The organism is Fusibacter sp. JL298sf-3, assembly GCF_053842995.1.
In genome coordinates, this window is sequence record NZ_CM132608.1 from 3368507 (window position 1) to 3381282 (window position 12776).

At 46.5% G+C, this 12776-nt stretch carries 12 protein-coding genes; 11 read left to right on the top strand and 1 reads right to left on the bottom strand.

The window, feature by feature from the left end:
- The first annotated feature begins 11 nt into the window (after nt 1-11).
- On the top strand, nt 12-989 hold the full coding sequence (locus ACR6HW_RS16070; protein WP_455728706.1) for a hypothetical protein: 978 nt from the start codon (nt 12-14) through the stop codon (nt 987-989).
- Here the strand turns inward: ACR6HW_RS16070 and ACR6HW_RS16075 are convergent.
- A complete protein-coding gene (locus tag ACR6HW_RS16075) occupies nt 964-2121 on the bottom strand; it encodes a GGDEF domain-containing protein (RefSeq protein WP_455728707.1) in 1158 nt (385 codons plus the stop codon). The two genes, ACR6HW_RS16070 and ACR6HW_RS16075, sit on opposite strands and share 26 nt — an antisense overlap.
- Before the next feature lie 205 nt (nt 2122-2326).
- Here ACR6HW_RS16075 and asnS point away from each other — a divergent pair, with 205 nt between their 5' ends.
- From asnS to ACR6HW_RS16125, 10 genes are all read left to right on the top strand, one after another.
- Entirely contained in the window at nt 2327-3709 is a 1383-nt protein-coding gene (asnS, locus tag ACR6HW_RS16080; protein WP_455730903.1) for an asparagine--tRNA ligase, read from the top strand.
- A 134-nt stretch (nt 3710-3843) separates the two neighbouring features.
- Nucleotides 3844-5034 carry a hybrid sensor histidine kinase/response regulator gene (locus ACR6HW_RS16085; RefSeq protein WP_455728708.1) on the top strand — a complete coding sequence of 397 codons (1191 nt, stop codon included), beginning with the start codon at nt 3844-3846 and terminating at the stop codon, nt 5032-5034.
- Nucleotides 5035-5044: 10 nt separating this feature from the next.
- Nucleotides 5045-5326 carry a DUF1294 domain-containing protein gene (locus tag ACR6HW_RS16090; protein ID WP_455728709.1) on the top strand — a complete coding sequence of 94 codons (282 nt, stop codon included), beginning with the start codon at nt 5045-5047 and terminating at the stop codon, nt 5324-5326.
- A 261-nt stretch (nt 5327-5587) separates the two neighbouring features.
- The gene (locus tag ACR6HW_RS16095; RefSeq protein WP_455728710.1) at nt 5588-6541 is read left to right on the top strand and encodes an L-threonine 3-dehydrogenase; all 954 of its coding nucleotides are present in this window, start codon (nt 5588-5590) and stop codon (nt 6539-6541) included.
- A 104-nt stretch (nt 6542-6645) separates the two neighbouring features.
- A complete protein-coding gene (ftcD, locus tag ACR6HW_RS16100) occupies nt 6646-7539 on the top strand; it encodes a glutamate formimidoyltransferase (RefSeq protein WP_455728711.1) in 894 nt (297 codons plus the stop codon).
- A gap of 3 nt (nt 7540-7542) precedes the next feature.
- Complete coding sequence (gene hutI / locus ACR6HW_RS16105; RefSeq protein ID WP_455728712.1) at nt 7543-8814, top strand: imidazolonepropionase; 1272 nt, start codon at nt 7543-7545, stop codon at nt 8812-8814.
- 13 nt (nt 8815-8827) lie between these two features.
- Nucleotides 8828-9445: a cyclodeaminase/cyclohydrolase family protein gene (locus ACR6HW_RS16110; protein WP_455728713.1), complete on the top strand. Its 618-nt coding sequence runs from the start codon at nt 8828-8830 to the stop codon at nt 9443-9445.
- Between the two features lie 234 nt (nt 9446-9679).
- Nucleotides 9680-10519, top strand: coding sequence for a DegV family protein (locus ACR6HW_RS16115; RefSeq protein WP_455728714.1), 840 nt, complete (start codon nt 9680-9682; stop codon nt 10517-10519).
- A gap of 243 nt (nt 10520-10762) precedes the next feature.
- Nucleotides 10763-11836: a pyridoxal-phosphate-dependent aminotransferase family protein gene (locus ACR6HW_RS16120; protein ID WP_455728715.1), complete on the top strand. Its 1074-nt coding sequence runs from the start codon at nt 10763-10765 to the stop codon at nt 11834-11836.
- Nucleotides 11837-11849: 13 nt separating this feature from the next.
- Complete coding sequence (locus ACR6HW_RS16125) at nt 11850-12764, top strand: D-2-hydroxyacid dehydrogenase (RefSeq protein WP_455728716.1); 915 nt, start codon at nt 11850-11852, stop codon at nt 12762-12764.
- The last annotated feature ends 12 nt before the right edge of the window (nt 12765-12776 follow it).

Here is a 12776-nt window from a genome sequence, read left to right on the forward strand (position 1 = left end):
GGAGACGCGATGTGAAGCGGTATTGGGGGATTGCCATCATCGGTATTATAGGGGTGCTGTTGTCGGGGTGTATGAGACGTGGTGACTTTGAGCCGGTGGGTGCGGTGGCATCGGCTGAGCTGACGGCCTATACGCTCAAAACACCTGTCGCCTATGCAGGTGACAGTGGCTATTATCACGAGGTTCAGGCCGTGGAGGTACTAGATGAGCCGCTTTACCGTTACCGCCTTTCAGGTGAAGTGCTCAGTGGTGCCGGAGAACGCTCGGCTCAGGACAACCGATTTGTGTTGGACGGCTGGGTGGATTCAGAAAAATGGGTAATGACTTTTGATTCTAAGAAGCTCAATGACTCTGAGTTCAAAACGTTGATTTTGCTCAAAATGCCTATAGAGCCCGGTGCAAAATGGACATTTGAAACCACCGACTACGCTGGTGAAACTGTAGAGGTCGAAGCCGAAGTTGCCACAATTAATAAAAATGCCGGTACTGTGACCGTACATTACTTGTCGGAGACTTCTGATGAAACCCGCGTTTTTGCAAAGGACAAGGGAACCGTTCAGTTTTCAAAGACACTGCGCCACAGGGGGACATCGGCGATAACGGGCTACACCCGTGTCAGCGCGCCTGAAACGGTCAGTGCTTACGATGCGCTCGAGTCGAAAACAGTCGATGCCGGTGCCTTGGAAGTGGTTTACGCTTTTAATCGCGAACTGGCTAAAGGCCGTGAAGGCGACTTTTCCGATCTGGTGATTTCCGGGAGCCCGGCAGAAGAAAAAGCGGCAGTTGTGGACGATACTGTGGAGGCCTCTTTTGAAGGGCTCAAAGTTTACGAGGTGGTAGACGAAAAAAAACGCCTTGTGCTCAAGGCGTTTGAGAAATACAAGCTGTCCAATGCGCAGTGGGCGTACAGCCGTTCATCTTACGAACTGCGCTATTCGGAAGGGGCTTTCAAGGTGTACGATTTTAAACCGATTTGGTCGGAAGAGTAACCAGCGGGACGTTGCCGAGGTATTGTACTTGGTTGCGTCCTTTTTCTTTAGAGGCATAGAGCCCCTTGTCCGCCACGCTGAAGAGCTCGTTTTGAGACCGGCCGTCGTACGGTGCTGTGGCGATGCCGGCTGAAAGGGTGATTCCGGTTCTTTCAATTTTTTTGCAGATGTCCGCCATAAGTTCCCGCGCTTTAGGGGTGTTGGTGTTGGGCATGATAATGACGAACTCATCTCCGCCGTAACGCCCTAAAGTAAAGGCTTTGTTTAAGTCGTTCAAAATAGTGGAGACGAGTTGTTTTAAAGTTTCATCCCCTTTAATATGGCCTTGGGTGTCGTTAATGGCCTTAAAATGGTCGATATCAAAGAGCGCAATGGAGCATATTTTTACTTGAGGGTCGGCGAGGTGCGCGTTTAAAACTTTGGTTAATCCCTCACGGTTCTCAGCCTTTGTCAACGCGTCTTTGAGCGTTTTCTTGTGGATTTCGCCCATGTGGTCGGTAAGCTTAATCGTTTGACGCTTGGACTCCAATTGAACGGCGCGTTCAAAGCGCTCTTCAAGCTGTTCCACGCGTGCGGTGAGCTTGTCGTAAGCGCGCTTCTCCCTACGGTAGTGGACGATGACGTCTACGGTGAGATGAAGGGCGATGAGACCGATGCCGAGGTCGATGCCGGCGGTGTTCTTGCTGATGAGCATTAAAAGTGCGCCTAAAGCGAGAAGTGCGGCGTTTTCAAGTTCAAAGGCATCCCGATTCTCAGCCCGATAAAGTGCGCCGATGTACAGGGCGACGGCGGCTATCAGACCGTATCCGATGAGTTGAGGGCTCGGAAACCAGCGGTTGTCTATGGCGAAAATCGTCATTGCTGAAGCGGCCAGAGCAACTGTATGAGAAGTGGCAGTGGCGCGCAGAGGTTTCAGTGTGAAAACACTGCGTACGATTAGCCAGGTAATTAAAAAGAGTTTTAGAAGTGAAATCCGCGATAGAGTGGGCTCCGGATGAATAATAAAATAATACATAAATACCGGAATTAAAAACTGTGGGTAGCTGTTTTCTCTTTGAAAAAGCCTTAGGGCACCTATGAGATACTTGGCCAAAAACAAGCTGAGCGTCATGTAGATGAGAAAGTAGAGCATTTTCAAATCCTCCTGTTGGATAATCTATACCCATCTTATAAGAAAAAAAGCGATGTTGCAATGTTATATTTTGACTTAACGCAGCAGTTGCGCTATAATGGAGGATATGAATTTAAAACGTTTTAACAGCAATAACACATGAAAAAGTCCTCGATAACAAGGGGGTTATTCACTATAAAATAAGGAGGTTAAGAACGTGGAACAGATTGTGATTAGAGACTTGATGAAGCAAGCAGAAAAGTATGCAGACTGCGACGTAATCGTATCCGGTTGGATTCGAACGAGCAGAGCGTCGAAGAATTTTGGGTTTATTGAACTCAACGATGGGACGTTCTTTAAAAATATACAGGTGGTTTACGATGAAAAATTGTCCAATTTCGACGAGGTGACCAAGCTGTCTATTGCCAGTGCACTTATTGTCAAGGGAAAAGTCGTTCTGACGCCAGATGCCAAACAGCCGTTTGAGATTTTAGCGAGCGCTATTGAAGTAGAGGGACACTCGACGCCGGAATACCCTCTTCAGAAGAAACGACACAGCATGGAGTATTTGAGAACCATAGCGCATTTAAGACCGAGAAGCAACACATTCTCAGCTGTGTTTAGAGTGCGCAGTGTGGCCTCGTATGCCGTACACAAGTTTTTTAACGACAAAGGGTTTGTCTACGTTCACACGCCGATAATCACAGGTAGTGACGCAGAGGGCGCAGGCGATATGTTCCGCGTGACGACAATGGACCTCGACAACTTGCCGAGAACAGAAGCCGGTCAAATCGATACGGCGGAAGACTTCTTCGGAAAGGAGACGAACCTAACAGTCAGCGGGCAGTTGGAAGGGGAAACCTTTGCGATGGCTTTTAGAGACATCTATACATTCGGTCCGACGTTTAGAGCGGAAAACTCCAACACCAAGCGCCATGCAGCGGAGTTCTGGATGATTGAACCCGAAATTGCATTTGCGGACTTAAACGACGACATGGCCCTTGCAGAAGAAATGGTGAAGTACATTATTCACTACGTTATGGAACAGTGTCCTGAAGAAATGAAGTTCTTTAACGAACGCATCGACAAGGGGCTGATGGATCGATTGATGCATGTGGCGACATCGGAGTTTGCTCGCGTGACGTACACTGAAGCCGTCGAGCTTCTGGAAAAGTCAGGCGAAAAGTTCGAATACCCTGTTCATTGGGGAGCGGACTTGCAAACGGAACACGAACGTTACCTCACTGAGGTGATCTTCAAGCGTCCGGTTTTTGTCACCGATTATCCGAAGGAAATTAAGTCGTTTTACATGCGTCTTAACGACGACGGTAAAACGGTTGCGGCAATGGATTTACTGGTGCCTGTTATCGGCGAGCTCGTCGGTGGTTCTCAAAGAGAGGAACGCTATGACGTGTTGGTCGATCGCATTAAAGCACTGGGCCTCGAAGAGGAAGACTACTGGTGGTACCTTGAGCTCAGAAAGTTCGGCGGTACGCGCCATGCCGGTTTTGGTCTCGGTTTTGAACGCATGATTATGTACCTAACGGGAATGGGCAACATCCGAGACGTCATTCCGTTTCCTAGAACTGCTAAAAATGCAGAATTTTAACAATTTAAACCGCATCTTTGTATGCGGTTTTTGTCGTATGTGGCTCTTGTAGAAATGCGGTAAAAAGATGGTTGTTCAATACAATATAGGGTATCAACTCAGATAGTCTATACGAGATTCCAAAGGGGGTTGCTATGAACGTATTAATTGTCGACGACAGTAAAATGAATATCAAGGTAGCAGAAGACACGTTGAGAGAATCACAGATTGTAGAGTCGATTAAAACTTGCCTAAGTGCAGAGGAAGCACTGGAGATACTGAGTAAGCATGCCATAGATTTGATTTTGCTCGACATCGTTATGCCGAACATGAGCGGTGTGGATTTGTTGCGCGTACTAAATCAAAAGAACCGATTGGACAGTGTCAAGGTTATTATGCTCACCACCATAGACGATTTCATGGTCTTGAAAGAGTGTTTTGACCTCGGTGCAACGGATTACATCAACAAGCCGTTTAATAAAATAGAGTTTACAGCGCGGGTCAAATCCGTGTTGTCTGAAATTGAAAGCGAAAAAAAACTGGTGCGCGCTCTGGAACTTATGGAGAGACAAAACACAGAGTTGATTCGCGTCAATAAAATGCTCAGCGAAGCCCAGGCGTTTATGGTTGAAAAAGAGAAGATGACGGCGATTGGCGAGCTGGTTTCTGGCTTTACCAAGGACATTAAAATCCCTCTGGAAAACGTCGAGCAGGAGTTGAATCGTTCGATAAAAAAACTAGAGACCATTGACGCCGCACCGAGTCCAAGTGCTCTTTTTAATATCAAGACCAATATCGGCGAAGGGCTTTTGGAGTCCAAAGCCAGTATCGGGAGCATTCAGAAACTTATTAACAACTTGAGACATATGACGAAAGATCATAGTTTGGAACAATTGGCGCCGGCGCGCATGAGCGACTTGTTAGAGGAAACGCTGATGATGCTCGGTCACGAACTCAAGGCGGTGAGCAAAATCGAAAAGAAATACGGCGACCCGTCGATGCTTGTCTGCAACAAAGGCCTTGTGAAGAAGGCGCTGTTGCACGTGCTTCAGAATGCACTTTACGCGATGAAAGATGTCCCAGAGAGCAAGTTGATGCTCAAGACGATGGAAAACGACGACGTGATTATGTGTATGATTGGCGACAACGGTATCGGCATTGACAAAGAGGTGCAGGCGCAGATTTTTGATCCGTTTTACACGACGAAACCTAAGACAGCGCATATGGGTATCGGTCTCAGCATCGTTCACGAAGTCGTGTGCGGCACTCATGGTGGCCAAGTGGACGTTGAGAGCGACCTGAACTCGGGAACCGTTATCACTCTGATTTTCAATAAAGCAAAGTAGGAGGCACTTTTTGAACACATTACAATGGAGCATTGTCGTCGGCGCAGTTGTCCTCAATCTCGTGGGATTTGCGCTTATGGCCGTAGACAAGTGGAAGGCCAAGCACAACAAGTGGCGGATTTCCGAAGCGATGTTGATTTTGCCGGCGCTGTTCGGGGGTGCTGTAGGCAGCGCTACGGGGATGATCGTCTTTCACCATAAAATTTCAAAGCCTAAGTTTAGAACAGTGATTCCCCTCTGCCTCTGGGCTTATTTGGGTCTCGTTCTCTACATGGTGATCCGCTGGCTCTAAAGACAGCGCTGTTGCAGCTTGGATGTGCAACAGCGTTTTTTTATGGGCGACAAGTGCTGCGCACAGAGGCTTCACGCCAGTGGCCCATGGGCGTCGATGCGGTGAAAGTGTATCGACGGTTGTCGACGCGAGGTTGTGAACGGGTTTTAAAAAAAGTTAAAGTTTTTTTATAAATAATTGGTTTACTAACGCTTTCAATCATGTACAATAGAAATGGATATCAATACTTTGATAGAATCACATTTGGAGGGAGCTTATTCAATGAAGAAAATATTAATCACAGGTGCAGGTGGCCAAATCGGAACGGAATTAACTGAGCGCCTAAGAAGAGAATACGGTGTCGACAACGTTGTCGCAACTAACGTCGTTTCAAATGTAAACGAAGTGGTGGAGAAAAACGGCATCTTTGAAGAACTGGACGTAACAGACGGGCAAAAACTTCACGACTTGATTAAAAAGTACAACATCGACACCGTCATGAACCTCGCGGCAATTTTATCAGCTGTAGGTGAAAACAAGCCGCAATTGCTGTGGGACGTCAACATGAACGGTCTTTACAACTGTCTCGAGGTAGCGCGTGAAACCGGAGCGATGATTTTCACACCGAGTTCAATTGCAGCCTTCGGACCGAACACGCCGAAGGACTTGACCCCTCAAGATACCATCCAGAGACCGTCCACAATCTACGGTGTCTCCAAAGTCGCCGGTGAACTTCTGTGCGACTACTACTATAAGCGTTTTGGCGTCGATACACGTGGGGTGCGTTTCCCTGGACTTATTTCTTATGCGGCGCTTCCAGGCGGCGGCACGACGGATTATGCCGTACACATCTACTATGAGGCACTTAAGAATAAGAAGTTCACATGCAACCTTGCACACGACACGTACATGGACATGATGTATATGCCGGATGCACTTGATTCTATCGTACAGCTGAGCGAAGCGGATCCGAGCAAACTCATCCACAGAAACGCCTTTAACATCACAGCGATGAGTTTCTGTCCGGAAGACATGAAAACAGCAATCCAAAAACACATCCCTGAGTTCGAACTCGACTACAATGTAGACGAAGTGAAGCAAAACATCGCCAATTCTTGGCCGAACTCTCTCGACGATTCTGCTGCGAGAGCAGAGTGGGGCTGGAATCCTAAATACGATCTTGATAAAATGACGCAAGATATGATGGATAAGCTTCGTGTAAAATTGGGTTTGTAAAATGACCCAATCGTCAGAAAATAGACGGTAGTGTGATAAACTGATTAAAAATGCGTAACGACTGTTTACGCATTTTTTATAAAAAAAAATATGTGGAGGGTTTTATGCATCAGATCATTCAATGTGTACCAAATTTCAGTGAAGGCCGTGATTTAGACAAAGTTGAAAAAATCCTTTCAGCTTTTAGAGGCAAAACAGGTGTTAAACTACTCGATTACAGCAGTGACCAAGACCACAATCGAACAGTCGTAACCGTTGTCGGCGAAAAAGACGCATTGCACGATGCCGTCGTAGAAGCCGTTGGTTGTGCAACCGAACTCATTGACATGACAAAACACGAAGGTCAACACCCACGTATGGGTGCGACGGATGTTATCCCGTTTATTCCAATTAAGAATGCTACCATGGAGGACTGTATTGACCTGTCTAAAAAAGTAGCGCAAAGCATATTTGAAAAGTTTAACGTACCGATCTTTTTGTACGAAAAGTCCGCTTCAGCGGCACACCGTGAAAACCTTGCGAAAGTCCGTAAAGGTCAGTTTGAAGGGATGGCGGAAAAAGTTAAAGAAGACATGTGGCGTCCGGATTTCGGAACAGAGGTTCATCCGACGGCAGGTATTACAGCTGTAGGCGCTAGAATGCCGCTCGTGGCGTTTAACGTCAACCTCAACACAAACGACATGGGGATTGCAGATAAAATCGCTAAAAACGTACGCCACATCAGCGGCGGTTTGAGGTTCTGTAAGGCGATTGGCATTGAGCTCGAAGACAGAGGCATCGTTCAGATTTCAATGAACATGACGGACTTTACAAAGACCCCGCTCTACAGAGTGTTTGAACTCATTCGCATTGAAGCCAAGCGCTACGGCGTCTCTATTGTCGGTAGCGAAGTCATCGGCCTCGTACCGATGGATGCCATGTTGGCAACTGCAGAATACTACTTGGGCATAGAAGCGTTTTCTTATGACCAAGTGTTAGAGAAGAGAATAATGGAGTAAGTTATGAAAAAAGGGTGTATCGTCATATATGACGCAAGTGAAGTGGTTACATGTGCAGGCTTTAAAGGCAAAGCCGGTGCAGAGATGAAGGACTTAAAAGTCGTTGAAAATGCCACTGTTGTCGTCGAAGACGGCGTCATTACTAAAATCACACAAGAACCGTTGGACATAGACGCGTATGCGGCAAAGGGCTTTACTGTTGTCTCGGGTAAGGGCAAATGTCTTTTGCCCGGATTCGTCGATTCCCACACGCATTTTGTGTTCGGCGGTTACAGAGCCGACGAGTACAACTGGCGTCTCGAAGGTCGCAGCTACATGGACATTATGGCCAAAGGCGGCGGCATCGTCAATTCGGTAAGAGGCACGCAAAATGCCACGAAAGAAGAACTGATTCAAATCGGCATCAAACGCTTGAACTCGATGACGGCATTTGGCGTCACTACTGTAGAAGGTAAGAGCGGCTACGGGCTCGACCTCGATACGGAAATTAAGCAATTGGAAGTTATGAAGGAACTCAACAAAGTACATTCTTTAGATATTGTCACCACTTTCCTGGGGCCTCACGCACGGCCAAAAGCTTATAAAGAAAATCCAGATGCGTTTATCGATTACATGATCGATGAGGTATTGCCTGTTGTGGACAAAGAGGGACTCGCGGAGTTTGCAGATATTTTCTGCGAAGACAAAGTGTTCTCTGTGGAGCAATCCAGACGTTTTCTCACAGCGGCCAAAAAGCGCGGCTTCAAGCTCAAGATACACGCCGATGAAATCGTTCGATTGGGCGGCGCAGAACTGGCAGCTGAACTCGGGGCCTTCTCAGCAGACCACTTGCTTCAGGCCTCTGATGAAGGCATTCGCGCCATGAAAGAAGCCGGCGTCGTGGCGACACTGTTGCCGTGTACGGCGTTTTCACTCAATGAGCCGTATGCGAGAGGGCGCTACATGATTGACAACGGTTTGATGGTGGCACTCTCCACGGACTTCAATCCGGGCAGCTGTTTTACAGAGTCGATTCCACTGCTGATTGCATTGGCGACTAAGAAGATGAACTTGTCAATTGAAGAGGCCATTACGGCGTTGACCATTAACGGAGCGGCGGCACTGGACCGCGCCGATCAAATCGGTAGCATCGACATCGGCAAAAAGGGCGACCTCGTTTTACACGAATTCCCAAGCTACAAGTACATCCCTTACCATATTGGGGTGAGCACTGTTGAGAAGGTAATAAAAAACGGTGTCGTCATCTTAGACAAAGCAAACGACCAACCTTATTAGAAGGAGGCATAGCATGTTAAAAGAACTCGGTTTACAAGATTTTTTAGCAAAACTGCAGTCAAATGACCCCGTGCCCGGTGGCGGTAGCGTAGCGGCACTGTCCTCAGCACTGGCATCTTCTCTTGCAGCGATGGTGGCCAACTTGACAGTGGGCAAAAAGAACTACGAAGCGGTGTCTGACAAGATGGCAAAAATTGCCGATGAGATGAGCGCAAACAACCAACAGTTTGTCGATTTCATCGATAAGGACGCCACGTCGTTTGACAGCGTTATGCAGGCGTTTAAACTGCCGAAAGAAACCGACGAAGAGAAGGCGCATCGCACTGGAAAGATTCAAGAGGGCATGAAATACGCGGCTTCTGTACCGCTTGAAGTGGCGGAAAAGACCTGTGAACTCTTCGATGCCATTGAAATTCTCGTAAAAGAGGGCAATCAAAATGCGCAGACCGACGGACTCGTCGCCGCTATGATGGCGCGCACAGCGGTGCTTTCAGCACTTTACAACGTGAAAATCAACCTCGGGTCCATTAAAGACGAGGCGTTTGTAAGTGCCATGCGTGAAAAAGTGCAGCACCTCGAGGAAACGGCTGTGAAGCGTGAAAACGCTATATTAAAAGCATCGAGTTTATAAGGAGCCTGCGTTTAAGCAAGGGCTATAGAACAAAAGGGGGTTGCCACAACAGCGGTAAGCCCCTTTTTTAAAATTAAAACCAAAAGGTGCTGATCCTCTTATTTGACAGGGCTGCGAGAGCGGTTTTGACCAATCGTTTGTCTGACTTTTGAATCCGGTGAAACCTCTATTTGAAAATCAAAGGGGCATGGCGTATAATAGAGGTATTATATAGTGAAAAGTAGGAGTGAGCTTATGTTTAAGATAATTGCAGACAGCAGTGCGGAAGCAGATGCGTCTTTTTTAGAAAAATACCCGGTGGACATTGTCCCTTTTAGACTCAATCTCGAAGGGGTAGAGTATGTCGACGATACGACTTTGGACGTCGACGCCTTTGTAAGCGCCATGAAGGCGTCTGCCGAACTGCCGAAGTCCGCCTGTCCCTCCCCAAATGATTTTTTAGATCATATTGAAGGCGGTGAAGAAGAAGTGTACATCGTTACCATTTCATCGAAGTTGAGTGGGACCTACAACAGCGCGGTAATGGCGAAGAACATCTACGATGCAGAACACCCTAATAAGAAGAAGATTCATGTAATCGATTCGTTAGGTGCCGCTGCCGGAGAGACACTGGTCGTTAAAGAACTGCATAAGTTGAAGGCAGAAGGCTGTACATTTGAACAAACGGTGGAGAAAATCACTGCATTTACTAAAAATATGCAGGTGTATTTTATATCGGAATCCCTGAACAATTTGATTAAGAACGGCCGGATATCGAAGTGGAAGGGGTTGCTCGCCATGACTTTGAGCATTCACCCCATTATGGGTTCAGATGGCGAGGGCGAGATTAAACTCTTTGAAAAAGTTCGCAACGCCAACAAAGCGTATCAGCGTCTCATTGAGATGATAAAAGACAAACTTGTCAGCGAAGGTAAGAAAAACCTCGTTATCACGCACGTGGGCAACGAAAAACGCGCTGCGCAAATCAAAGAGGCCATCGCTGCGATTCCGGCGCTTGAGGACATCGTCGTACTCAAGTGCGCGGGACTGTCGTCACTCTATGCAGACGACAAGGGCATCATCGTGGCGTTTTAGCACCGGATATAACAAAATGACATGTTAATGAAAACACTATAAAGAACCGTTAATACACTCGGTAAGGTATGTTACAGTTTATCCGTATACAACATACAGTGCCGAGTCTTTTTTTATCCCACCTTCAAAAAAACACATATTTTTTAAATAAAATTCACAAAAGTCGCCGACAGAGATGTTGTTATTGAGCGCTTTAAATGTTATGATTAACGTGGTTGAAAAATATATTATGAGGTGATTACAATGCATAAAAGACTTTTTATTCCCGGTCCTGTTGACGTAAAAGAAGATGTGCTTCAAAAGATGGCAACACCGCAAATCGGTCACAGAACAAAAGAAGCTTCTGTGCTTCAAAGAAGCATTTCTGACAAGATGAGAAAACTCATGTACACTGAAAATGAAATTCTATTATCGACTTCATCAGGAAGTGGTTTAATGGAGGGTGCTATCCGCTCTTGTACACGTAAAAAAGCAGCGGTTTTCTCTGTAGGCGCTTTTGGCGACAGATGGTTCAAAATGGCCAAAGCAAACGGCGTTCCTGCAGATGTATTCAAATCTGAACTCGGTCAGCCGACAACACCTGAAATGGTTGAAAAAGCACTGGCAACAGGCGAATATGATTTAATCACTGTTACACACAACGAAACGTCAACAGGTATTATGAACCCTGTAGACGAAATTGCTGAAGTTGTTAAAAAATACCCAGATGTCGTCTTTTGCTTAGACACAGTAAGCTCGCTTGGCGGCACTAAAATCGAAGTCGACAGACTCGGTGTAGACATCTGTATTGCATCTACTCAAAAGTGTTTGGGCTTACCTGCTGGATTGGCTGTTTGCTCTATTTCGCAAAAAGCTTTAGACGCTGCTAAAGAAGTTCCGAATAGAGGGCTTTACTTCGACTTGCTCGAACTCTATCAGTGCATTCAAAAGAAAGATTACCAATACCCATCGACACCATCTCTTTCACATATGTTCGCATTGGATTACCAATTGGATAAAATCATGGAAGAAGGTCAAGAAAACAGATTCAACAGACATCTTGAAATGGCCAAAGTGGTACGCGAGTGGGCAAACAAATACTTCGATATGTTAGCGGAAGAAAAGTATGCGTCAAACACGTTGACAACTGTTAAAAACACGAGAGAAATCAGCGTTGGCGATTTAAACAAAGCATTAGCTGAAAAAGGCTATATGATTTCAAACGGCTATGGCGATCTCAAAAATAAGACGTTTAGAATAGCACACATGGCTGACACGCAAATGGAAGATTTACAACAATTATTGAGAACAATTGAAGAAATCTTAGACCTTAAATAATCTGGAGGAAGAGATGAAGTTAAGAATCTTAGCAAATGACGGCATGGATCAAGGGGCGGTAGACGCACTCCGCGCAATGGGCCACGAAGTCGATACGACACATTACGACGGCGATGCCCTCGTCGAGCAAATGAAGGCGTCTCAAGTAATCGTCATCCGTTCGGCGACAAAACTGAGAAAAGAACTGATCGACCAAGTTAAAGGCAGTGAAATGAAGCTGTTCATTCGCGCAGGTGTGGGCATCGACAACATCGACCACGTTTATGCTGAAGAACAGGGCATCACCGTGCGCAACACGCCGAACTCAAGCAGCGCCGCTGTTGCAGAACTCGCTATTGGCCACATGTTTGCCCTTTCAAGACACATCCACATCTCGAATGTTTCTATGAGAAACGGCGAGTGGAACAAGAAAAAGTACGTTGGCGTAGAGCTTTACGGCAAAACTTTGGGCTTGTTCGGCATGGGCCGAATTGCCTTTGAAGTGGCGAAGCGTGCAAAAGCACTGGGCATGAACGTCATCTACACCGATATTAGAGGCAAACTAGAAGACAGAGACGCGTTCGAGTACGTTGAAGTCAACGAGTTGTTAAAGAGAAGCGACTACATTTCCCTTCACATTCCGTTTGACAAAGAGCATGGCGCGACAATCCTCAACGAGCAATTTGAACTGATGAAAGACGGCGTTTACATCATCAACGCAGCTAGAGGCGGCGTGGTGTGTGAAGAGGCACTTTTAAAAGCGTTAAACAGCGGAAAAGTTGCCGGTGCCGGTATCGACGTTTACGAAGTTGAACCGACGACAAACACAGAACTTGTAAACCATCCAAAAGTGTGTGCAACACCGCACATCGGCGCGTCTACTAAAGAAGCGCAAGAGAGAATCGGCGGTGAAACCGTCAACGTTATTAAAGAGTTCTTCGGATTATAATATAAAGTTAAT